Here is a 21758-nt window from a genome sequence, read left to right on the forward strand (position 1 = left end):
CCACCCGCCCCTGAGCCAGCCGCACCACCCCCGCCACGGCGTGCAGCACACTCGTCCGCCCCGCCCCGTTCCGCCCCACCAACACCGTCACCGCCCCCGCAGGAAACGCGAGGTCCACCCCGTGCAGCGCCTCCAACGCCCCGTACCGCACCCGCGCGGAGCGAACCTCCACCTCGACCGCCATCCCGGGCTCCACCTCCTCCCTCCCACCCTCGTGCCGCGCCTCCGGCGGTGCCACTTCGGCGGCCACGGAGCCTGCTTGGCGGACCACCGAGATCGCTGCTACCTTTCCGGAGGCCGTGCAGTAGAACGAGGAGGTGGTACCCGTGAACGCAGTATCGACATGGGTGCTCCCCTCCGGGGTCACGGTCGGGCGGTAGGTCGTCGTCCGGGAGCGCCATCCGAGCACTCCCGAAAGGCACGACCGTGCACATCACCTCTGAGCAGCGTTTCGACGACGACGTCATCGAGCGCGAGTTCACCCTCGGCGAGATCCCCGGCATCCTGTGGACGCCCGCCTCCGCCACCCCATCCGCACCGGTGCCGCTGATCCTGCTCGGCCCCCCGCCGCTCGGACTGGGCAGGGTGTACCCCCGACTGCTGGCGCGGGCCCGGCAGGCTGCGGCGGACGGCTTCGCCACGGCCACCATCGAGCTCCCCGGCAACGGCGACCGACCCCGTTGGCCCGCCGCCGAGCAGGCCCGCGCCGAGCTGCGCCGGGCGATGGAGGCCGGCGAGCCGGTCACCGACGAGATCATCGACGCCGTCACCCTCCCGCTTGTCGACAAGGCGGTCCCGGAATGGCGGGCCGCCCTGGACGCCCTCCTCGCGCTGCACGGGATCGGCGGCCCGGTCGGGTACTCGGGGGGAGTGATCTCCATCGGGGTCCGGCTGGCGGTGGTCGAACCGCGCATCGTGGCCGCCGGCCTCTTCGCCGGGAGTTTCATACCTCGCACCACGTTCGAGGAGGCCCGCCAGGTCACCATTCCGCTGCACGTCCTGCTGCAGTGGGACGACGAGGGGAACGACCGGCAGGCGGCCCTGGACCTGTTCGACGCCTTCGGCTCCAAGGAGAAGTCCCTGCACGCCAACATGGGCGGGCACACCGGCGTCCCGCAGTCCGCTGGAGACGCCGCGGCCCAGTTCTTCGCCCGGCACCTGAAGTGAGCCGGCACCTGAACTGAGGCAGGGCAGGCGGACCGGGGCCGGGCCTCCGCCACCCGGGCAGGGGCCGGTTCCTCCCGAGGTCCGGTTCCCGCCGGGGCCCGCTGCTTCGCCCGGCGCCTGAGGTGGGGTCGGGTAGGCGGGCCCGCGCGGGGCGGTAGCCGGCGTCGGTCGGGCTGCCGCTGACCGGTCCCGAGGCGGCGGGAGGTCGACCCGTTCACCCTGCTGCGCCCGCACGAGCAGTGCGGGCGCAGCAGGCGAGCAGGCCCAACCGCCCGCCGCCTCGGGGTCGGGCGGGTGCGGTACGGCCGACCGCCGGAGCCGCGTCGCGCTGCGGCCTCCGTGGGGGAGTCTCGTCCGCCCGCTGGCCCGGTGGTGGTCGCGGGTCAGGGCGGGGCGCCCCAGGACCGGGCGACGCGGGGGTCGGTGAGGACGGTGCGGGTGGTGCCGGAGGTGAGGAGGTGGCCCTGGGACATGGCGTAGACGGTGTCGGCCAGTTCGGCGACCAGGTCGGGGTCGTGTTCGACGAGGAGGAGGGCGAGGCCGCGGGCGGCGAGGTCGTGGAGGACGGTGACGAGGCGGGTGGTCTGGGCGGTGTCGAGGCCGGCGGCGGGTTCGTCGAGGAGGAGGACACGGGGGTCGCCGGCGAGGGCGCGGGCGAGTTCGACCAGGCGGAGGACGCCGGTGGGCTGGGCGTCCGCGGGTTCGGCGGCGAGGTCGGAGAGGCCGAGGAGGGCGAGGGCGCGGGCCGTCCACTCGGTGACGGTCCGGGGGTCGGCGCGGCCGTGGCGGTGTTCGGCGGCGACGCGGACGTTGTCGGCGACGGAGAGGGTGGGGAAGACGGCGATCTGCTGGAAGGTGCGGGCCAGGCCGAGCCGGACGCGGCGGTGGGTGGGGAGGCGGGTGATGTCGCGGCCGCCGAGGAGTACCCGGCCGGCGTCGGGGCGGGCGGTGCCGGCGAGGCAGTCGAAGAGGGTGCTCTTCCCAGCCCCGTTCGGCCCGATGAGCGCGGTGATCCGGCCGGGCGGCGCGACGAGGTCGATCCCGCCGACCGCCTCGATACCGCCGTAGCGCCGGACAATGCCCCGCGCGGTCAGGCGCGCGGTGCTCACGGTCGGCGCTCCTGGGCGAGTCGCCCCGCCACGGCGTCCCGCAGCCGCCGCCCCACCGGGGTGAGGTGCACGGCGGGCACGGCCGCAGCCAGGGGCGGGGGCCGCGTGCGGCGGAGGGCGGCCAGGCCGCCGGGGAGGCGGCCGATGGCCGCGGCCAGCACGCCCACCGCGACGGCGGAGACGCCCGGGACGGTCCCGGCGTCGAGGCCGATGAGGAGGGCGGCGGCGAGGACGGCGCCGAGCGCGCTGTCGGCGCCGAAGACGACCACGGCCGCGAACCAGAGCAGGCCGCGGACGGGGTCGAAGGAGGCGGAGTCGAAGGCGCGTCCGGCGAGCCCCATCAGCCCGCCGCCGAGCGCGGCGAGGGCCGCGCCGACGACGAAGGCGAAGAGCTTCAGCCCCGGCACGTCCACCCCCGCCGCGAGGGCCCCGGCCTCGTGGTCGCGCATGGCGGTCAGGGCGCGGCCGAGCCGGCCGCGGTGCAGGCCGCGCACGGCGAGGAGTCCGAGGCCCAGGAGCAGCAGTTCGGCGAGGTAGAAGGCGCGGTCGCCGTCGAGGAAGGAGGGACGTTCGAGGGTGAGCCCGGTGGTGGCGTACGGCTGCTCGAAGACGAAGCGGCTCATGGCCGTGCCGACGGCGAAGGTGACCAGGGCCAGGGCGAGTCCGCGCCGGCGGATGGCGGGCCGTCCGGTGAGCAGTCCGAGCGGGGCGGTGGCGAGCACGGAGAGGAGCAGCGCGGGCGCGGCCGGCAGCGCGGGGACGCCGGGGATGCGGCCGGACATCAGCAGCGCGGTGCCGAGCGCGCCGAGGCCCGCGTACCCGGCCTGCCCGAGGGAGATCTGCCCGCCGTAGCCGGTCACCACGACGATGGAGAGCAGCACGAGCGCCAGCGCGGGCACCAGCAGCGCGCTGCGCAGGTCGTTGCCCCGGAACCCCAAGGGGAGGAGGAGCAGCACCAGGCAGACCACACCGCCGACCTTCCCGCCGCCCCGGCCCTCACCCCGGCCGCCGCCCAGACCACCACCGCGCCGCACGGCGAGCGGCGCGCCCCGCTCCTCCCCGGTGATGCGCGGCCCGGCCAGCAGCGCGGTGGCCAGCAGCGCGACCACGAACAGGTTGGACTGCACCGCCTCGACCAGCGGCAGCAGCTGACCGGACGGGCGCAGCCGGGTGAGCTCGGCCTGGGCGACACCGAGCCCGAGGCCCGTCGCGACGGCGACCGGGATGCTGCGCAGCCGGGCCGCGACGGCCACGGCGATGGTCTCCATCACCAGCAGCGGCAGCCCGTACGGGTCGAGCAGCAGGTACGGGGCGAGGGCGACGCCGACCAGCCCGGCGGTGAAGGTGCCGAAGGCCCAGCCGGCGGCGGAGACGCGGTCCGCGTCGACCCCGGAGAGGGCGGCGAGGCGGCGGTCGTCGACGACCGCGCGCAGCCGCAGCCCGAAGGCGGTCCAGCGGGTGACGGCGGCGACGGTCAGGCCGAGGACGAGGACGGCGGCGAGCTGGGCGACGGTGTCGGGCCGCAGGGTGTGCCCGCCGGGCAGCCGGAACGGGGCGCCGCCCAGCGGCGAGGGGGCGCCCGCCAGCGGCGCCGCGCCCCACAGCAGTACGGCCACGCCGATCAGCAGCACGAACACCCCGAGCCCGGCGACCATGGTCTCGGCCGGTCCGGCGCCGCGCCGTTGCAGCGGCCGGTACACCAGCACGTCCAGCAGCACGCCCAGCGCCGGGGCGACGAGGAGCAGGCACACCGCCACCGCCGGCCAGACCGGCCAGTGCCGCACCACCACGAGGTCGCGCAGCAGGTAGGCGACGGCCATCGCCTGGGCGCCCTGGGCGATGTTGAGCACGCCGGTGGCGCGGTGGCACACCACCAGGCCGATGCCGCTGAGGGCCGCTGCGCTGCCGACGGTGAGCCCGGCGAGCGCGAGGTCGACGGTGAGGGGGAGGGTGCTCATCGGGTGTCCGTCCGTTCCACCGCTCAGCCGTCCGCCGGATCGGATTCGCCCGGGCGGCGGCCGGGCCCCTCCCCGGGTCCTTCACCGCGCCCCACCCCGGGCTCCTCGCCACGCTCCCCGGGCCCATTCCCGGGCCCATTCCCGGGCCCATTCCCGGGCCGGTCCTTGGGCCGGTCCTTGGCCCCGTCCTCGGGCCCGCACAGCGGGCAGGGCGTCAGCCCCCGCTCCTGTACGGCCCGCTCGTCCACGGGGACGGCCCGGGTCTTGCCGCCGATCAGCGGGCAGTCCGGCCGGTGGTAGCGGGTGGCCTCCGGCAGGGCGAGCCGGCCCGTTCCCACGGCGGCCGCGACGGGGTCCGGCCCGCCGGAGGCGTCCACCGGTTCGACGAGCAGGTCGTACAGCCGCTCCACCCGCCGGTCGGTCGCATCGCGACCCCCGCCCCCGTCCCCCACGCCCCCGGACGGACGCAGGGCGAGCAGCAGCGTCCCGGAGACGATCAGCGCCGCCCCCGGCACGGTGGAGGAGGCCAGGTAGGGCACCTGCTGCTCGACGAACCGCTCGCCGGAGACCCCGTACCAGCCGAGGACGCACAGCACCGCACCGACCGCGAGCAACACCCACCCGGCCCACTCCCGCCCGCCCCGAACCCCGGCCCCGAATCGGCCTCCACCCCGACCCCCGCCCCGCCCGTCGCCCCGGGAGGGGGAAGTCTTCGCCGCATTCGGGGGGATTCCTCCGCCGGATTGCGATTCATCCATGTATCCGCCTTCATGGTGTCACCTGAGACGTTTCCAGGATCGGCCCGGAACAGCATCCGGGACGCGCAGCCGAGAGGGCACAGACACCATGCACGTGACGCGAAGCGGCACCCCGAAAGGCGCCCGCGCCCTGCGGACGGCGAGCGCACTGCTCGCCCTGATGCTGGCGGGCACGGCGGCCGCGTGCAGCAGCAGCAAGTCCACCTCCTCGGCGTCCTCCTCCCCGGCGGCCCCGAGCACCACCGCGAGCACCACCGCGACCGCGAGCGCGACCGCGAGTGGCACCGCCCCCGCCGACCCGGCCGCCGCGAAGGCCGAGATCACCGCCAACTGGGAGAAGTTCTTCGACCCCGCCACCCCCATCCCCGACAAGGCCAAGCTGCTCCAGGGCGGCGACGTGCTGCTCCCCGTCCTCCAGGGCTTCTCCCAGGACCCGAGGGTCGGTCAGGTGCAGGCCAAGGTCTCGGACGTGGCGTTCACCGACGCCACCGACGCCACGGTCACCTACGCGCTCTCCCTCCAGGGCCAGGTCGTCCAGCCGAGCGCGACCGGTCAGTCCGTCCTCGAGAACGGCACCTGGAAGGTCTCCCGCTCCACCCTCTGCGGCCTGCTCACCCAGGCCGGCGGCGCCAGCGCCACCCCGATCCCCGGATGCAGCTGACCGGCTCCCGGAACCCCCGGGCCGCCGACGCCCCCGCGCGTCGGCGGCCCGCGCGGGTCCCCGTCCCGCTGGCGCTGGCGCTGGCGCTGGCGATGACACTGGCCCTCACCGGCTGCGGCACCCGGCTGCCGGACACCGCCTTCACCGCCCGCGCCCGCCCCACCGAGTCGCCGACGGCGGGCGGCAACCCCGCCTCCGACACCGGCGTCACCCCCGGCGAGATCCGCATCGGCATCGTCACCTCCCTCACCAGCCCGGTCGGCAGCGAGGTGTTCAGCGGCCCGCGCTACGGCGCGCAGGCGTTCTTCCAGGCCCTCAACGACCGCGGTGGCCTGCACGGGCGCACCGTCAGGCTCGTCACCTGCGACGACGGTGGCAGCGGCATCGGCAACCAGGACTGCGTGCACCGCCTGATCGACCAGGCGCACGTCTTCGCCTTCGCGAGCGGCAGCGTCCTCGACTACGCGGGAGCGGCGTACGTGAGCGCGAAGGCGGTGCCGGACGTCGGCGGCCAGCCGATCGGCACGGCGTACGACCGCTGGCCGCACCTCTACGGGATCTACGGCAGCGCCGCCCCGCGCGACGGACGGGCGGTCGGCTGGAACGGCACGCTGTACCAGAGCACCGAGGTGTTCCGCTTCCTCAAGCAGCGCTTGGGAGCGACCAGCGCCGCCGTGGTCGCCTACAACCAGGCCGACTCGGCCCGTTACGCCGGGCAGGTGAAGGCCGGCCTGGAGGCGGAGGGCTACCGGGTGCTGCTCCAGACGGTGGACTTCGCGCTGCCGAACTTCCAGGCGGTGGCCGCCGCCGTCCGGGCGGACGGCTCGCAGCTGCTGTTCGACGCGATGGACACCCGGGGCAACGCCGCGCTGTGCCGGGCGCTGGACGAGTCGGGGGTGCGGGTGGCGGCGAAGGTGACCAACGTGCAGAACTGGTCGGAGTCGGTGCGCACCGACTACGCCGCCTCGCCGGACTGCCGCAACGCGCTCTGGGCGACCTCCGCCAGCCTGAACTACGAGGACGAGCGGTACCCGGCCGTGCACGAGTTCCGCACCGCGATGTCCCGCTACTTCCCGGACCGCGCGGGCCGCTTGTCCGCCTGGGCGCTGGAGGGCTGGGCGGGCGCCCAGTGGCTCACCGACGCCATGGACTCCTGCGGCGCCGCGCTCACCCGCGCCTGCGTCGAGGGCTTCATGAACCGCGCCGAGCCCTACGACGCGCACGGCCTGATCCTGCCCGCCTCCTTCACCCCGCAGCCCCCGCCCACCGGCCCGACCCGCGCCTGCCTCGACGCGGCCCGCTGGCAGGACGCGGCCCAGGACGGCAGGGGCGGCTGGGTCACCCAGGTGCCGTCCATGACGACCACCTGCTTCGACGTTCCCCAGCTGCCCTACCGCCCGTGAGCGCCGGGCCCTGTCCTGCCGGGCCCTGTCTCGCCGGGCCCTGTCCTGCCGGGCACTGTCCCGGCAGAACCACTCGGACGGGGCCTACGGGCACCGGTCCACCACGACCATCGCCGCGTCGTCGTCCAGGTGCCCGCCGACGTGGTTCAGCAGGTCGACGCGCAGGTGCTGGAGGAGGGCGGCGGGCTGTTCGCCGTACCAGGCGGCGATGCGCTCGCTGAGGGGGTAGAAGCGGCGCTGGGCGTCCCGGGCCTCGATGACGCCGTCCGTGTAGATCAGCAGCCGGTCGCCGGGGCCGAACGGGTAAGCCTCCACCTCGTAGCGCGCCGGGGCGAGTTCGCCCAGGCCCAGGGGCGGGGCCGGGCGGCGGGCGGTCAGTGCCACGGGCCCGCCGGGGCACAATCGCAGTGGGGGAGGGTGGCCGCAGTCGATCAGGCGGACCTCGGTGCCGTCGTCGGGGATGTCGAGCAGGACGGCGGTGATGAACGACTCGCCGGCCTCCTCGCCGCCGCCCCCCGAGGAGATACGTTTCTGCTCCGCGAGCTGGGCGAGGTCCCAGCTGACGCTGCCGTCCAGATAGGCGGCCAGGTCGGGCAGCTCGGCGTGCAGGTGCGCGGCGGCACGGAAGGCGCCCAGCAGCAGCGCCGCGTCACCGAGGGAGGACAGGCCCTTGCCGCGCACGTCGCCGACCAGCAGCCGGGTGCCGGTGGCCGTACGGGCGGCCGCGTAGAGGTCGCCGCCGACCTGCGCCTCCGCCTCGGCGGCCAGGTACACGGAGGCCAGGCGCAGCGGCCCGATCCGCTCCGGCAGCGGGCGCAGCAGGACGCGCTGCGCGGCCTCGGAGACCGTGCGGACCCGGGCCAGCTCGCGCTCGTGGCGGTCGCGCAGCACCCGCAGGCCGACGATCAGTGCCGAGACGACGGCCTGCGCGCCCAGCTGGGTCTGGTGGTTGGCGGTGGTGAGCCCGTCGCGGGCCAGGCCGATCACGGTGAGCGCGGCGATCGCCAGCAGTGCGACGGCGGCGGTGCCGCGCGCCCCGGCGAAGGAGGCGGTGAGCGCGGGGGCGACGATCAGCAGCGGGCCGAGGTGGATGTGCGGCGGGGCGAGGATGTCCACGGTGGTGATCAGCACGATCAGCATCAGGACGAGCGCCGTCAGCACATGGCGGTCGGGAAGCCAGGTGCGGCGGGGGAGGTGGGCGCCGGGGCGCTGCCGGAGGGGCACCTCTCCTCTGTACACCGTGTCCGTACGCCGTGCGAGTGGTGCCGGACCCGGAGGGCGGAGGCTCGACCGCGTCACCGACCGCGTCACCGACCGCGTCACCGACCGCGCCGACGATGCCCGGCGGCTCGGCCCTCGGGGGCGGCGGCGCTGCCCGGCGGCTCAGCCCTCGGCGCCGTACCGGGCCAGGTAGTCGGCGAAGCGGGCCACGTCCTCGTCGGACCAGTCGTTGAAGCGGGTGGTGAAGGCGTGGCGGCGCTGCTCGTTGGCGTCGCGCAGCAGGGTCAGCCCGGCCTCGGTGGCGCGCAGGATCTGGCCGCGCTGGTCGTCCGGGTCGGCCTCGCGGGCCAGCAGCCCGAGCTTCTCCAGGGCGCCGACCTGCCGGCTGACCGTCGACTTGTCGAGCATGAAGTGCGCGGCGACGTCGGCGGCCCGGCAGCCGCCGCGCTCGGTGATCAGGTCGAGGACGCTGTACGTGACCAGGGAGAGGTCGGGGTGCAGCTGGGACGCCTTGTGCCGGGCGCGACGGGCGAAGGCGGTCAGCTCGCGCTGGATGGTGTCGATGGACGACTGACGGCCGGGCACGGTGCTCCTACGTCCTCGGGATTTGTTGCACTATACAACGGAATCCCGCGCGATCCGCCACGCGCGGGCGGCGGCGATCCGGCGGGTGGCACTCGGATGAGTGGCGAACAGTAGCTCAAGCACCCTGGGCGGGTCGACATCGGCCACGTTCGCCACCGCCAGTCTGCGCTGCATCGCCACGAACTGCTCGGCGTCCCCGGTCAGTTCGAGCGCGTGCCGGTCCGCCCGCGCCTCGATCCGCCGGCTCACGGCGCACTGCGCCGGCCCGGAGAGCGCCCCCAGTGCGCTCGCGAGCGCCGCCAGCAGCGGCAGTGCGCGGGGGTCCGCCGCGTCCGCCGCCCCGGCAGCCTCCAGCAGGGGGTGCCAGGTGCCGAGCAGGCCGAGGAGCGCGACCGCCACGGCCGCGCCGAGGGCCCCGAGGGCGGTGCCCACCGGCACGTCCCGGTGCTTGACGTGCCCCAGCTCGTGCGCGACCACCAGCTCCACCTCGCGCGGGGTGGCCGTCGACAGCAGCGTGTCGTAGGCGACGATCCGGCGGGTCGCGCCGAAACCCGAGACGTACGCGTTCAGCGCCGTGGTGCGGCGGGACGCGTCGGCCACCAGGACGTCCCGGACGCGGACGCCGTCGCGCTCGGCCAGGTCCAGGAGCGCGGTGCGCAGCTCGCCCCCGGGCATGGGGGAGAAGCGGTTGAACACCGGCTCGATGAGCAGCGGGTGGAGGAAGGAGAGGGCGACCGTCAGCAGCGCGGCCGCGCCCGCCGCCGGGAGCCACCAGTAGCGAGGGGAGTGGCCTGTGAGCGCGAACAGGGCGAGGGTCAGCGGCAGGGCCAGCGCGAGGGTGAGCCCCAGGCCCCGCAGGGCGTCCACGGCCCAGCCGCCCCAGCCCTGCGTCACCAGGCCGAAGCGGGCCCGGACCGTTCGCGTCCCCGCCGCGAACGGCAGTCGCACCGCCTGGCCGAGCAGGACGAGGGCGGCGGCCCCGCCCAGCACCTCGGCGGCCCAGGTGCCGCCCAGCAAGCCGCCGACGGCGCTCACCAGTCCCGCCCCGGCGGGGGTGAGGCCGAGCACCAGCGTCAGCGCCAGACCCGCCACCCGGGCGGCGAGCACCCAGGGGACCTGCGCCCGGCGCAGCGCCCGGCCCCGGGCTCGCTCGGCGGGTGTGAAGTCGTCGGGTGCGAAGTCGTCGGCAGGCACGTCCAAGGTCGCGTCCATCGGTCCCCCGTCGTGGTCGGGTGCGTCGCGCATCGTTCGCCGCGCATCGTTCGCCGCGCATCGTTCGCCGCGCGACGGACCCCAGCATGGCGTACCGGACCCCCGCCGGCCGCCACCGTTACCGCTTGACGGAGTGCGTAATACTGTAACGCGCTCAGGAGGCCCGCCCGCGGCCCCTCTTCCAGCAGCTCGGAGCCCGCATGCACCCCTTCCTCGACCACCCCGGGCCGCTCGCCTTCGCGCACCGGGGCGGTGATCTCGGTCACCCCGAGAACTCGCTCGCCGCCTTCGAGGCCGCCGTCGCGCTCGGCTACCGCTACCTCGAGACCGACGTCCACGCCACCGCCGACGGCGTGCTCGTCGCCTTCCACGACACCCGGCTCGACCGCGTCACCGACCGCGCCGGCGCGGTGGCCGAACTGCCCTGGGAGACGGTGCGCCGGGCCCGGATCGGCGGGACCGAGCCGGTGCCGCTGCTGGAGGACCTGCTCGGGGCGTTCCCCGGGGCCCGGTTCAACATCGACGTCAAGGCCGCACCCGCGATCGGCCCCCTGGTGGAGGCGATCCGCCGCACCGACGCCTGGGACCGGGTCTGCGTCGGCGGCTTCTCCGACTCCCGCCTCGCCGCCGTCCGCGCCGCCGCCGGGCCCCGCCTGGCGACCTCGCTGGGGCCGCGCGAGGTGGCCCGCCTGCGGCTGAGCTCGCTGACGGGCGGACTGGTCGGCGGGCGGCGCGGCGCGCTGCTGGGCGGACTGCTGGGCGGCGGCGCCCCGTACGCCGGGATCTGCGCCCAGGTGCCCGAGCGGCACAAGGGCGTGCGGGTGGTCGACCGGGCCTTCGTGCGGGCCGCCCACCGGCTGGGCCTGCAGGTACACGTGTGGACTGTGGACGATCCCACACGCATCCGGGCTCTCCTCGACCTCGGTGTGGATGGCATCATGGCGGATCGCATCGACGTCCTGCGCGACGTCCTCGGCGAGCGCGGCTGCTGGGCAGCCGGCAGCGCATAGGAGCCCCATGAGCACCACGGACCACGTGCCCGACCACCTGCCGGAGGCGCGTCAGGCGATCGCCGCCGACGACGGCCGCGTCCTGCGCCGGATGCAGTTCGGGTGGTACATCAACGACTGGGCCAACGCCGCCTTCTCGGCGACGGTCCTCACCGTCTTCCTCGGGCCGTACCTGACGGAGGTCGCCAAGCGGGCGGCCGACGCCAACGGGGACGTCCACCCGCTGGGCCTGGCGATCCGTGCAGGATCGTTCTTCCCGTACACGGTCTCCTTCTCCGTGCTGATCTCGGTCGCGGCCATGCTGTTCACCGGCACGGTCGCGGACCGCACCGGGCGGCACAAGGAACTGATGTGCGGCTTCGCGTTCGTCGGCGCGCTCGCCACCATGGGGATGTTCTTCCTCGACGGCGACCGCTACCTCCTCGGCGGCGGCCTGCTGGTCGTCGCCAACATCTCGTACGCGGTCTCGGTGGCCCTGTCCTACGCCTACCTGCCGGGCCTGGCCACCCCCGACCAGCGCGACGCCGTCTCCTCCAAGGGCTGGGCGTACGGCTACGCCGGCGGCGGACTGCTGCTGATCGCCAACCTGGCGCTCTTCCAGGGCCACGAGGCCCTCGGCCTCTCCTCCGGCACCGCCGTGCGGATCTGCCTCGCCTCGGCGGGCCTGTGGTGGGCGCTGTTCACCCTCGTCCCGCTGACGCGCCTGCCCTCGCGCGCCGGCGTCGCCCCCACCCCGGACGAGTCCGCCGAGCGGCCCGCCGCCGGCAGCAGCCTGCGCGAGCTCGGCCGCACCCTGCGCAGCATGCGCAAGCACCCGCTGACGCTGCTCTACCTGGGCGCCTTCCTCTGCTACAACGACGGCATCCAGACCGTGGTCTCCCAGGCGTCGCTGTACGGCAGCGAGGAACTGGGCATGGACCAGACCTCGCTGGTCACCGCCGTGCTGCTGGTGCAGGTCGTGGCGATCGGCGGCGCGCTGCTGCTCGGCCGGATCGCCCACCGCCACGGCGCCAAGCGGACCATCCTCGGCTCGCTGGTCGGCTGGGTGGTCACCCTGGCCCTCGGGTACTTCATGCCCGCCCACCAGCCGGCCTGGTTCTACGCCCTCGCCTGCATGATCGGGCTGGTGCTCGGCGGCAGCCAGGCGCTGTCCCGCTCGCTGTTCTCGCACCTCATCCCGGCGGGCCGCGAGGCCGAGTACTTCAGCCTCTACAAGATCAGCGACCGGGGCACCAGCTGGATGGGGCCGCTGGTCTTCGGCCTGGCCTACCAGCTCACCGGCAGCTACCGCTCGGCGATCATCTCGCTGCTGGTGTTCTTCGTGATCGGCTTCGCGGTGCTGGCCCGGGTACCGGTGCGCCGCGCCATCGAGGCGGTGGGCAACCCGGTTCCCGAGCGGCTGTAGGGCCACTACTCCCGTAGTCCAACTACTCCCGTAGTGCCACTACTCGCGTAGTGCCCCACTTCTCGCGCCGGGGGACTACGGAAGTAGTGGCACTACTTCCGTAGTTCCCCCGCGCCTGGGCTACTCCTCCGCAGGACCGGTGGCGTCGTGCACGCCGGCCCTCAGGAGCTGGTGGCCGAGGTCGACCAGCGCCCGGCCGACCGCGAACTCGTCCCCGACCCGCGGGGCGGGCGTGTCGCGGGGGTTGCGGCGGGCGAGGGCGTCGCTGTGCAGCACGTCCCCGTCGGCGTCGAGGACGGCGTGCACCCGGGTGGTGTCCTCCTCCTCGACGACGTGCAGGGTGAGCCGCCAGTCCTTCGTCCGGACGGCGGCCTCCCCGCTTTCGGGGGCCGGGGTAGGCGGGGCGGCCGCAGCGGTTCCGTCCGCGCGGACGATCACCACCGGGCAGACCCCGTGCACCGCGCAGCGGGTGCTGACCGAGCCCAGCAGGGTGCGGGCGAAGGTGCCCCGGCCCCGGCTGCCGAGCACCAGCAGGTCCGCGCCCTCGGACGCCTCCAGCAGCACCTCGGCGGCGTGCCCGAGCACCAGGTCCGTACGCACGGACACCGGGCTCTCCCGGCCGATCACGGCCTCGACCTCGGCGGTCAGGGTGCGGCGGGCGGTGTCCTCGAATCCGTCGTCGACCATCGGCGCGAACCAGCCGTACAGGGACGGGTACTCCCAGGCCGCCACCGCGTGGACGGTCGCCCCGGTGAGCACGGCCTGGCCGACCGCCCAGCGCAGCGCCGCCTTCGAGGGGGCGGAGCCGTCGATGCCGACCACGATCCGGCGCGGCAGGCCGGGGGAGGGTCGTCCGGTGTCCATCGCGCACCACCTCCGGGTGGCCGTCTCCTGGGAACTCTCCCCTCCACGCTGCGCGCCCCTGCGGCTCCCGCGCCAGGGACTCCGTGGCCAGGAGGCCGGGCGGACCGGGACGATCGGTCCGGTTTCCCTCCGTGCACGTTTCCGGCACCTTGTGTCCGGACTGTTTCGGAGCCAGGCCCGGGAGGTGGCGAAACGGTGGCGTAGGCTGACCGCCTTGTATCGAATTCGGGGGGAAGCACTCATGCGCCGTGCCGCGGCCGCCGTCGCGCTGTTCGTCGGGCTGACGACCGTCGCCGCCTGCGGGCCGGACGACCCCGCCCCGGCGAACTCCAAGCAGGCCGCGCCCGAGGCGGCCGGCTCCACGGCCCCCGGCTCGGCGGACCCCTCCGGTACGGCCCCGGCCCCGATGCCCACCAAGGGCGGCGCGCCCCGGCCGGACGGCAACATCACCGTCGCCTTCGCCGGGGACGTGCACTTCGAGGGCCGCACCGAGCCGCGCCTGTCCGTCACGGCCCCCGACACGGCGCTCGGCCCGATCGCCCGCACCCTCGGCGAGGCCGATCTGTCCGTGCTCAACCTGGAGACCGCGATCACCGGGCGCGGCGCGCCGGAGCCGAAGACGTACACCTTCCGCACCACGCCCAAGGCGCTGTCGGTGCTCAAGGACTCGGGCGTGGACGTGGTCTCGATGGCCAACAACCACGCCGTGGACTTCGGCCCGGACGGCCTGACGGACACCCTCGCCGCCAAGGACTCCTCGCCGATCCCGGTGGTCGGCGTCGGCCACAACGCCAAGGAGGCGTACGCCCCCTACGTGACGACGGTGCGCGGGGTGAAGGTGGCGGTCGTCGCCGCCAGCCAGGTCGAGGACATCACCAACCAGAAGTGGCGGGCCGGCGCCGACAAGCCCGGCATCGCCTCGGCCCTGGACGTGCCCGCGCTGACCAAGGCCGTGGAGAACGCCAAGCAGCAGGCGCCGGTGGTGATCGTGTACCTGCACTGGGGCGAGGAGGGCAAAGCCTGCCCGACGGCCGCTCAGCAGGCGGTCGCCAAGAAGCTCGCGGGCGTCGGCGCCACCGCCGTGGTCGGCACCCACGCGCACACCATGGTCGGCTCGGGGATGCTCGGCAACACCTACGTCGGGTACGGCTTCGGCAACTTCCTCTGGTACGGCACCTCCAACTACGCCAACTCCAACGAGACCGGTGTCACCACACTGACCCTCACCAAGGACGGGAAGGTCACCGGCGAGACGTTCACCCCGGCGACGATCGACGACAAGGGGATACCCCAGCCGGTCAGCGGCGCCACGGCCGCCAACGCCCTCAAGCGGCGGGACGGGCTGCGCGGCTGCACCGGCCTCTCACCGGCGCCTGCTGCTCCGGGCGCTCCTGCCGCGAGGTGAGCGGGTAGCCGACGGACGGTCGATGGGCGAGGCGATCCGCCTCGCCCTTTTTTGTTGCCCTCCTCCGGCGCCCGGCCCCTCAGGCGTTCCTCGCGGGGGAGTTGACGCCCGCACAGCCCCCCCCGCACGGGCCCCGCAGTGGCGCTGTGCGGGGATCGAACGGACTAGCGGCGTAGGCGAACAGGTGTGTTAGGTTAGCCTTACCTAATCGCGCTGGTCGGAGGGGATGTCCCGTGCACAGATCCGAATTCGCCGGTGCCGTCGCGATGGTCACCGGCGCCGGACAGGGCATCGGGGCGGCCGTCGCCCGGGCACTGGCCGCCGAGGGCGCCGTGGTCGCAGCCGTCGACCGCAACGGCGGCCCGCTCGGCGCCGTCGCCGCCGAATGCGAGAATGTGCACCCGTACCTCCTGGACGTCTCCGATCCCCAAGCAGTCGACGAGGTCGTTAAGTTGATCGAGCGTCAACTCGGGCCCATCGACGTCCTGGTGAACGTCGCCGGCGTCCTGCGCACCGCCCCGGTCGTCGAACTCGCCGACGAGGACTGGGCGCAGACCTTCGCCGTCAACGCCACCGGAGTCTTCAACACCGGCCGCGCGGTCGGCCGGAGGATGGCGGCCCGGGGTCGGGGCAGCATCGTCACCGTCGGCTCCAACGCCGCCGGGGTGCCGCGCGCCGGAATGGCCGCCTACGCGGCCTCCAAGGCCGCCGCCACCATGCTCACCCGCTGCCTCGGGCTGGAGCTGGCCCGCTCCGGCGTGCGCTGCAACATCGTCTCGCCCGGCTCCACCGACACCGAGATGCAGCGCGCCCTCTGGGGCGCCGACGCCGAGGCTTCCGAACGGCGGGTCATCGACGGCGACCCGGCCGCGTGGCGGGTCGGCATCCCGCTGGGGCGCATCGCCGCGCCCGCCGACATCGCCGAGGCCGTCGTCTTCCTCGCCTCCGACCGGGCCCGGCACATCACCATGCACGACCTGTACGTCGACGGCGGCGCCACCCTGCGCGCCTGACCGGGCGACACCCCCCGTCCCGCCGCACGACCTCGGATCCAGCCGGATCCCACCGGATCCACCCAGTTCCGTCCCAGACAGTCCCAGACTGGAGAGACCACCGTGACCACGGTGCACCACGCCCCGGCGGGGACGCCCGCCCATCCTGACTCCGGCCATCCCGGCCATGCAGTGTCCGAGCCCGCCGTCATCGGCGCCGCCAGCGGACTGCTCGGCCAGTACCGGGCCGCCTCCGACGAAGCCTTCCTCGCCACCCCGACCCGCACCCTTCTCGCCTCCGGCGTGCGCACCCGGGTGCCGCAGGACGGGCGCCCGCTGCCCCGGCGGGTCACCGAGACCCTCGCCGAGGCTTCTCGCGGCGGTGCCGAACTCCCGCTGGTCATCGGCGCGGTGGCCTTCGACCACGACAGCCGGGCCGAACTCGCCGTCCCCGACCGGGTCCGCACCGCCGGCGCGCTGCGCGACGACCCGCTGATCGCCCTACCCGCCCCCGCCGCCGACCGGGTGGACTGGCAGGTGCGCCCCGTCCCCGCGCCCGAGGCGTACGGCGCCGGCGTCGCCGAGGCCGTCGAGCGGCTGCGCGCAGGGGAGTTGAGCAAGGTCGTGCTCGCCCGAACCCTGGAGCTCACCGCCGACCGCCCGCTCGACCTGCCCGCCGTCCTCCAGCGGCTGGCCCGCCGCGACCCCGGCGGCTACACCTTCGCCCTCCCCGCCGGAGAGGGCCGCACCCTGATCGGCGCCAGCCCCGAACTGCTGCTCTCCCGGCGCGGCACCGCCGTGCTCGCCAACCCGCTCGCCGGCTCGGTGCCGCGCAGCGCCGACCTCGGCGAGGACGTCCGCCGCGCCGCCGCGCTGCTCGAGTCGCCCAAGGACCTGCACGAGCACGCCGTCGTCGTCGACGCCATCCGCGCCGCGCTCGCGCCGTACTGCCGCACCCTCGACGTGCCCGCGCGGCCCACCCTGGTGCGCACCGCCGCGATGTGGCACCTGGCCACCACCATCAGCGGTGAACTGGCCGAACCAGCCGTCGGTGCCCTCGAGTTGGCCACCGCCCTGCACCCCACCCCGGCCGTCTGCGGCACGCCCACGGGCCTCGCCCGCCGGGTCATCGGCGAGGTCGAGCCCTTCGACCGGGGCCTGTACACCGGCATGGTCGGCTGGCAGGACGCGAGCGGCGACGGCGAGTGGGTGGTGACCATCCGCTGCGCCGAGGCCGAGGGCCGCACCCTGCGGGTCTACGCCGGCGCGGGCGTCGTCGACCGCTCCCGGCCGGAGGACGAACTCGCCGAGACCAGCGCCAAGTTCCGCACCTTCCTCGACGCGGCGGGAGTGCCCCGATGACGAACCCGACGCCGCCCATGCAGGCCGTTCTGGACGGATTCACCCCCTACCCCGCCGAGTTCGCCGAGCGCTACCGCGCCGCCGGGTACTGGCGCGGCGAGACCTTCGGCCGGATGCTGCGCGAGCGCGCCGCCGCACACGGCGAGCGGATCGCCGTCGTCGACCCCGGCGGCCACGGCGCCTCCCCGCAGGAGCGCCGCTGGTCCTACGCCGAACTCGACCGCCGCGCCGACCGGATGGCCGCCGGGCTGCTCGCCCGGGGCATCGGCAGCGGCGACCGCGTGGTGGTCCAACTGCCCAACGTGGCCGAGTTCTTCGAGGTCGTCTTCGCGCTGTTCCGCATCGGTGCGCTGCCCGTCTTCGCCCTGCCCGCCCACCGCCGCGCCGAGATCGGCCACTTCTGCGCCTTCACCGGCGCCGCCGCCTACATCGTGCCCGACACGGCCGGCGGCTTCGACTACCGCGAACTCGCCTCCCAGGTACGGGAGCAGAGCCCGTCGCTGCGCCTGGTGCTGGTCGCCGGAGAGGACCCGGGCGAGCACGAGCGGCTGGCCGACGTGCCCTGCGACGGCCCCGGCCCCGAGCGCGAACCCGAGCCGCAGGACGTCGCGTTCCTCCAGCTCTCCGGCGGCAGCACCGGCGTGCCCAAGCTGATCCCGCGCACCCACGACGACTACATCTACTCGCTGCGCGGCTCCGTCGAGCTGTGCGGCCTGGACGAGCACGGCGTCTACCTGTGCGTGCTGCCCGCCGCGCACAACTTCCCGCTCAGCTCGCCCGGTTCGCTGGGCACGCTGTACGCGGGCGGCCGGGTCGTGCTCTGCCCGCAGCCCGGACCGGAGACGGCCTTCCCGCTGATCGAGCGCGAGGGCGTGACGATCACCGGGCTCGTGCCGCCGCTGGCCCTGCTCTGGCTGGACGCCGCCGAGCGCGGCGCGCGCGGGTACGAGAGCCTGGACGTGCTGCTCGTCGGCGGCGCCAAGTTCAGCGAGGAGGCGGCCCGCCGGGTGGGACCGGTGCTGGGCTGCCTGCTCCAGCAGGTCTTCGGGATGGCCGAGGGGCTGGTCAACTACACCCGCCTGGACGACCCGCAGGAGCTGATCACCACCACCCAGGGCCGGCCGATCTCGCCGGACGACGAGGTGCGGGTGGTCGACGACCAGGACGCTGACCTGCCGGACGGCGTCACCGGGCACCTGCTCACCCGCGGCCCGTACACCATCCGCGGCTACTGGAACGCGCCCGAGCACAACGCGAACTCCTTCACCCCGGACGGGTTCTACCGCACCGGCGACCTCGTGCGCCGACTGCCCGGCGGCCACCTGGTCGTCGAGGGCCGGGCCAAGGACCAGATCAACCGGGGCGGTGAGAAGGTCGCAGCCGAGGAGATCGAGAACCACCTCCTGGCCCACCCCGCCGTGCACGACGCGGCCGTGGTCTCGATGCCCGACCCGTACCTGGGCGAACGCACCTGCGCCTACGTCGTGCTGCGCGGGGAGCACCGCGAACGGCCGCCGAAGGCCGTCGAGTTGAAGCGCTTCGTGCGCGGGCGCGGGCTGGCCGACTACAAGGTGCCGGACCGGGTCGAGTTCGTCGAGGAGTTCCCCGCCACCGGCATCGGCAAGGTCAGCAAGAAGGACCTGCGGGCCGCCGTCGCGGCCGCCGCCGCCGACACCACCGTCTGACGCTTCCCACCCTAAGGAATCACCGCCGTGGGCCTGCCCCGCATCCCCTCCTATCCCCTGCCCGCCGCCGAGGAGCTGCCCGAGAACCGGGTCTCCTGGACGGTGGACCCGGCGCGGGCCGTGCTGCTCGTGCACGACCTGCAGAACCACTTCCTGGACGCGTTCGCCGCCGAGGCCGCGCCCGTACCCGAACTCCTCGGCAACGTCGCCGAGTTGGCGCGGGCCGCGCGCGCCGCCGGGGTGCCCGTGGTGTACTCGGCGCAGGTGGGCGGGCAGAGCCCGGCCGAGCGCGGGCTCCAGCAGGACTTCTGGGGCCCGGGCCTCCCGGACGACCCGCGCGCCGTCGCGGTCGCCGCGGCCGTGGCCCCCGAGCCGGGCGACACCCTGCTCACCAAGTGGAAGTACAGCGCCTTCGTGCGCACCGAGTTGGCGCGGCTGCTGGAGGAGCAGGGCCGCGACCAGCTGGTGATCACCGGGGTGTACGCGCACATCGGCGTGCAGGCCACGGCCTGCGACGCCTGGATGCGGGACCTGCCGGCCTTCGTAGTGGCGGACGCCGTCGCGGACTTCGGGCCGCAGGAGCACCGGGCGGCGCTCGCCTGGGTGGCCGGGCGCTGCGGCGTGGTCACCACGACGGCGCGGGTGCTCGGGGAGCTTGCGGGGGAGGAGCGGTGAGCGGGTTCACGGTGGAGCGCATCCGGGCCGAGGTCGCCGACCTGCTCGGCGAGGACCCGGCGGACATCCCCCCGGACGAGAACCTGGTCGACTGGGGCCTGGACTCGATCCGGCTGATGACACTCGCCGAGCGGTGGCGGGCGGAGGGCGCCGAGGTGGCGTTCGTCCAGCTCGCGGAGCGGCCGGCCGTCGAAGCCTGGGCCGAGCTGCTGGGCGCGTCCTGATGACGGCCCTCGCCCCGGAGGCGGCCTTGCACCCGTCCGAGAGCGGGCGGCGACGGTACCCGCCGACCACCATGGTCGGCCCGGTCGAGGCGCAGGCGGCCCGTACGCCGTCGGCGCCCGCGCTGGTGCTCGCGGGCGGCGGGGCCGTCACCTACCGGGAGCTGAACGCCTCGGCCAACCGGCTCGCCCGGGCTCTGACGGCGCGTGGTGCCCGGCCCGGGGCGGTGGTCGGCCTCACGGGCGGACGGGCCCCGGCCGAACTGGTCACGGCGCTGCTGGCGGTCGCCAAGTCGGGCGCGGCCTACCTGCCGCTGGACCCGACGGACGCGCCCGGGCGCCTGGAGCGGCTGCTCGCGGAGCACGAGCCGGTGTTCGTGCTGGGGGAGGCGGGGGTGGACGGCCTCCCGGCGGACGGCGCGCTCGCCACCGACCCGCCCCGGGCGCTCACCCCGCAGCACCCGTTCTGCGTGGGCCTCGGCCCGGGCGGGCGCCCGCAGGCCGTCCGGCTGACCCACGCGGAGGCGGACCGGCGGGTGCGCGACCTCCAGGCCGCCCACCCGCTGGGCCCGGGAGACCGGGTGCTGCAACTGGGCCTGCCGCTGTGGGAGTTCCTGTGGCCGCTGCGGGCGGGCGCCGCGGTGGCGCTGGCCGACCCGCGGCGGCCGGGGGAGGTGGGGGCGCTGGTGCGGGAGCTGGGCGTGACGGCGATCCGGGTGGCGCCCGGGGTGCTGCTGGACGGCTGACGGCTGACGGCTGACGGCTGACGGCGAACGGCTGACGGAGTTCAACGGACGGATTTCAGCGAACAGATGTCAGCGGGCGTTCGCTGACATCTGTTCGCTGAAATCCGTCGACCGTCACGTGTCAGCTGTCATCTGTTCGCCGTCAGCCGTCAGCCGCCCACCGCCAGGTCCACCGCCGTCCACGCCATCCCCACCGCCCCGTCGAGCAGCGCCCGCTCCGCCCGAGGCCCCACCGCAGCCTCGGCGAACTCGGCCTCGTGCGGAGCGCAGGCACCGCCCGTGATGTCCAGCACCGGATGGATCGAGGGCACCAGGTGCGACACGTTCCCCATGTCCGTACAGGCGAAGGGCCCGCTCTCCACCGGCTCCGGCCGGCCGAGCGCGGCCGCGTTGGCCCGCCACAGGGCGAGGAGCCGGGCGTCGGAGCGCATGTCGAGGTAGTCCGGCTCGGGCCGGGTGAGCGTCACCTCGCAGCCGGTGGCCAGCGCCCCGGCGCGGAAGCAGTCCTCGACCCTCGCCCGCAGCTCGGCGAGGTCCTCGGCGGCCGAGGCGCGGATCTCGTACTCCGCGCCGGCGCTGTCGGGGATCACGTTCGGCGCCGTCCCGGCCGCCGTGGTGATGCCGTGCACCCGCCACTGCGGCGGGAGGTGCTGGCGCAGCAGCCCGATCGCCACCTGGGCGACGGTGAGCGCGTCGGCCGCGTTGCGTCCTTCGTGCGGGTTGAGGCTGGGGTGGGCGGCGCGCCCGGTGTAGCGCACGGACAGCGTGCCGAGCGCGAAGGACCGGAAGTCCGCGACCTCCACCGGGCAGGGGTGGACCATCATCGCCGCGTCCACCGCGTCGAAGGCCCCCGCCTCCAGCAGCAGCGCCTTGCCCGCCCCGCGCTCCTCCGCCGGCGCGCCGATCACCCGGACGGTGAGCCCGAGTTGATCGGCGTACGGGGCCAGCCCCAGCGCGGAGCCGATCCCGGCGGCGGCGATGAGGTTGTGCCCGCAGGCATGGCCGAGGCCGGGCAGCGCGTCGTACTCGCAGACCAGGGCGACGGTCAGCGGCCCGTCCCCGAGGCGGGCGTCGAAGGCCGTTTCCAGTCCGTACGCGGGCGCGGTGACGGTGAATCCGTGCCCGCGCAGGGCTTTGGTGCACCAGGCGGCCGCCCGGTGCTCCTCGAAGGCCGTCTCGGGATGGTCGTGGAGGCGGCGGCTGAGCGCGAGCAGCTCGCCCCGGTGGGCGAGGACGCGGTCGCGGACGGCCTGCTTGAGGGCATCCGCGGGCGGGGCAGCGGTCATGGGCGGCGGTCTCCGGAGTGTCAGGGCCAGGCC

21 protein-coding genes are annotated in these 21758 nt (G+C 75.0%); 12 read left to right on the forward strand and 9 right to left on the reverse strand.

Annotation, left to right across the window (positions count from 1 at the left end):
• Positions 1-184, reverse strand: a 184-nt coding sequence (locus tag IH61_RS44145) for an ATP-binding cassette domain-containing protein (protein WP_158844638.1), incomplete at its 3' end; no start/stop codon positions are given.
• A 242-nt stretch (positions 185-426) separates the two neighbouring features.
• Here IH61_RS44145 and IH61_RS0103665 point away from each other — a divergent pair.
• Entirely contained in the window at positions 427-1167 is a 741-nt protein-coding gene (locus tag IH61_RS0103665; protein WP_031064780.1) for a hypothetical protein, read from the forward strand.
• Positions 1168-1550: 383 nt separating this feature from the next.
• Here the strand turns inward: IH61_RS0103665 and IH61_RS50155 are convergent, their stop codons facing one another.
• The 3 genes from IH61_RS50155 to IH61_RS0103675 are packed head-to-tail and all read right to left on the reverse strand — an operon-like array spanning position 1551 to position 4851.
• Positions 1551-2276: an ABC transporter ATP-binding protein gene (locus IH61_RS50155; RefSeq protein ID WP_420713824.1), complete on the reverse strand. Its 726-nt coding sequence runs from the start codon at positions 2274-2276 to the stop codon at positions 1551-1553.
• Positions 2273-4234 (reverse strand): ABC transporter permease subunit, encoded by a 1962-nt coding sequence (locus tag IH61_RS40340; protein WP_420713825.1) that lies wholly within the window; start codon positions 4232-4234, stop codon positions 2273-2275. The genes IH61_RS50155 and IH61_RS40340 overlap by 4 nt, the downstream gene beginning before the upstream one ends.
• 23 nt (positions 4235-4257) lie before the next feature.
• Positions 4258-4851, reverse strand: a complete 594-nt coding sequence (locus IH61_RS0103675) for a hypothetical protein (protein ID WP_063763126.1) — start codon at positions 4849-4851, stop codon at positions 4258-4260.
• A 229-nt stretch (positions 4852-5080) separates the two neighbouring features.
• On the opposite strand from IH61_RS0103675, the gene IH61_RS0103680 reads away from it, so the two are divergent.
• Both IH61_RS0103680 and IH61_RS0103685 read left to right on the forward strand, forming a co-directional pair.
• Positions 5081-5653 carry a hypothetical protein gene (locus tag IH61_RS0103680; protein ID WP_051836191.1) on the forward strand — a complete coding sequence of 191 codons (573 nt, stop codon included), beginning with the start codon at positions 5081-5083 and terminating at the stop codon, positions 5651-5653.
• Positions 5644-7056 (forward strand): ABC transporter substrate-binding protein, encoded by a 1413-nt coding sequence (locus IH61_RS0103685; protein ID WP_078910802.1) that lies wholly within the window; start codon positions 5644-5646, stop codon positions 7054-7056. Before IH61_RS0103680 ends, IH61_RS0103685 begins: the two co-directional genes overlap by 10 nt.
• 84 nt (positions 7057-7140) lie before the next feature.
• On the opposite strand, the gene IH61_RS0103690 is transcribed toward IH61_RS0103685, so the two are convergent.
• From IH61_RS0103690 to IH61_RS0103700, 3 genes are all read right to left on the reverse strand, one after another.
• Complete coding sequence (locus IH61_RS0103690) at positions 7141-8196, reverse strand: PP2C family protein-serine/threonine phosphatase (protein ID WP_078910824.1); 1056 nt, start codon at positions 8194-8196, stop codon at positions 7141-7143.
• A 243-nt stretch (positions 8197-8439) separates the two neighbouring features.
• Positions 8440-8862, reverse strand: coding sequence for a MarR family winged helix-turn-helix transcriptional regulator (locus IH61_RS0103695; RefSeq protein WP_031064795.1), 423 nt, complete (start codon positions 8860-8862; stop codon positions 8440-8442).
• A 30-nt stretch (positions 8863-8892) separates the two neighbouring features.
• Complete coding sequence (locus IH61_RS0103700; protein WP_051836222.1) at positions 8893-10074, reverse strand: M48 family metalloprotease; 1182 nt, start codon at positions 10072-10074, stop codon at positions 8893-8895.
• Positions 10075-10274: 200 nt separating this feature from the next.
• Here IH61_RS0103700 and IH61_RS0103705 point away from each other — a divergent pair, with 200 nt between their 5' ends.
• Together IH61_RS0103705 and IH61_RS0103710 are read left to right on the forward strand one after the other, a co-directional pair.
• On the forward strand, positions 10275-11084 hold the full coding sequence (locus IH61_RS0103705) for a glycerophosphodiester phosphodiesterase (protein ID WP_031064802.1): 810 nt from the start codon (positions 10275-10277) through the stop codon (positions 11082-11084).
• Positions 11085-11091: 7 nt separating this feature from the next.
• A complete protein-coding gene (locus IH61_RS0103710) occupies positions 11092-12489 on the forward strand; it encodes an MFS transporter (RefSeq protein WP_078910803.1) in 1398 nt (465 codons plus the stop codon).
• Between the two features lie 120 nt (positions 12490-12609).
• On the opposite strand, the gene IH61_RS49875 is transcribed toward IH61_RS0103710, so the two are convergent.
• Complete coding sequence (locus IH61_RS49875; protein WP_063763127.1) at positions 12610-13353, reverse strand: universal stress protein; 744 nt, start codon at positions 13351-13353, stop codon at positions 12610-12612.
• A 241-nt stretch (positions 13354-13594) separates the two neighbouring features.
• Between IH61_RS49875 and IH61_RS0103720 the strand changes: the two genes are divergently transcribed.
• From IH61_RS0103720 to IH61_RS0103750, 7 genes are all read left to right on the forward strand, one after another.
• Positions 13595-14758, forward strand: a complete 1164-nt coding sequence (locus IH61_RS0103720; RefSeq protein WP_037971567.1) for a CapA family protein — start codon at positions 13595-13597, stop codon at positions 14756-14758.
• A 233-nt stretch (positions 14759-14991) separates the two neighbouring features.
• Positions 14992-15771 (forward strand): 2,3-dihydro-2,3-dihydroxybenzoate dehydrogenase, encoded by a 780-nt coding sequence (locus IH61_RS0103725; RefSeq protein ID WP_031064811.1) that lies wholly within the window; start codon positions 14992-14994, stop codon positions 15769-15771.
• A 102-nt stretch (positions 15772-15873) separates the two neighbouring features.
• On the forward strand, positions 15874-17112 hold the full coding sequence (dhbC, locus tag IH61_RS0103730; RefSeq protein ID WP_420713826.1) for an isochorismate synthase DhbC: 1239 nt from the start codon (positions 15874-15876) through the stop codon (positions 17110-17112).
• Positions 17109-18797 (forward strand): (2,3-dihydroxybenzoyl)adenylate synthase, encoded by a 1689-nt coding sequence (locus IH61_RS0103735; RefSeq protein WP_199823262.1) that lies wholly within the window; start codon positions 17109-17111, stop codon positions 18795-18797. The genes dhbC and IH61_RS0103735 overlap by 4 nt, the downstream gene beginning before the upstream one ends.
• 27 nt (positions 18798-18824) lie before the next feature.
• The gene (locus IH61_RS0103740; protein WP_031064816.1) at positions 18825-19472 is read left to right on the forward strand and encodes an isochorismatase family protein; all 648 of its coding nucleotides are present in this window, start codon (positions 18825-18827) and stop codon (positions 19470-19472) included.
• A complete protein-coding gene (locus tag IH61_RS0103745; protein WP_031064818.1) occupies positions 19469-19696 on the forward strand; it encodes a phosphopantetheine-binding protein in 228 nt (75 codons plus the stop codon). The genes IH61_RS0103740 and IH61_RS0103745 overlap by 4 nt, the downstream gene beginning before the upstream one ends.
• Positions 19696-20439, forward strand: coding sequence for an AMP-binding protein (locus IH61_RS0103750; protein ID WP_031064821.1), 744 nt, complete (start codon positions 19696-19698; stop codon positions 20437-20439). Before IH61_RS0103745 ends, IH61_RS0103750 begins: the two co-directional genes overlap by 1 nt.
• Before the next feature lie 149 nt (positions 20440-20588).
• Here the strand turns inward: IH61_RS0103750 and IH61_RS0103755 are convergent, their stop codons facing one another.
• Positions 20589-21725 carry a M20 family metallopeptidase gene (locus IH61_RS0103755; RefSeq protein WP_037971568.1) on the reverse strand — a complete coding sequence of 379 codons (1137 nt, stop codon included), beginning with the start codon at positions 21723-21725 and terminating at the stop codon, positions 20589-20591.
• Positions 21726-21758: the final 33 nt, after the last annotated feature.

The sequence above is a fragment of the Streptomyces sp. NRRL WC-3742 genome, assembly GCF_000720635.1.
In the GTDB taxonomy this organism is placed as follows: Bacteria; Actinomycetota; Actinomycetes; order Streptomycetales; family Streptomycetaceae; genus Kitasatospora.

Bases quoted from the DNA above. Each gene is read 5' to 3' on its own strand.
- IH61_RS40340 (WP_420713825.1), bottom strand. From the start codon at position 4,234: ATGAGCACCCTCCCCCTCACCGTCGACCTCGCGCTCGCCGGGCTCACC.
- IH61_RS0103680 (WP_051836191.1), top strand. From the start codon at position 5,081: ATGCACGTGACGCGAAGCGGCACCCCGAAAGGCGCCCGCGCCCTGCGG.
- IH61_RS0103685 (WP_078910802.1), top strand. From the start codon at position 5,644: ATGCAGCTGACCGGCTCCCGGAACCCCCGGGCCGCCGACGCCCCCGCG.
- IH61_RS0103690 (WP_078910824.1), bottom strand. From the start codon at position 8,196: ATGCTGATCGTGCTGATCACCACCGTGGACATCCTCGCCCCGCCGCAC.
- IH61_RS0103700 (WP_051836222.1), bottom strand. From the start codon at position 10,074: ATGGACGCGACCTTGGACGTGCCTGCCGACGACTTCGCACCCGACGAC.
- IH61_RS0103705 (WP_031064802.1), top strand. From the start codon at position 10,275: ATGCACCCCTTCCTCGACCACCCCGGGCCGCTCGCCTTCGCGCACCGG.
- IH61_RS0103710 (WP_078910803.1), top strand. From the start codon at position 11,092: ATGAGCACCACGGACCACGTGCCCGACCACCTGCCGGAGGCGCGTCAG.
- IH61_RS49875 (WP_063763127.1), bottom strand. From the start codon at position 13,353: ATGGACACCGGACGACCCTCCCCCGGCCTGCCGCGCCGGATCGTGGTC.
- IH61_RS0103720 (WP_037971567.1), top strand. From the start codon at position 13,595: ATGCGCCGTGCCGCGGCCGCCGTCGCGCTGTTCGTCGGGCTGACGACC.
- IH61_RS0103735 (WP_199823262.1), top strand. From the start codon at position 17,109: ATGACGAACCCGACGCCGCCCATGCAGGCCGTTCTGGACGGATTCACC.
- IH61_RS0103750 (WP_031064821.1), top strand. From the start codon at position 19,696: ATGACGGCCCTCGCCCCGGAGGCGGCCTTGCACCCGTCCGAGAGCGGG.
- IH61_RS0103755 (WP_037971568.1), bottom strand. From the start codon at position 21,725: ATGACCGCTGCCCCGCCCGCGGATGCCCTCAAGCAGGCCGTCCGCGAC.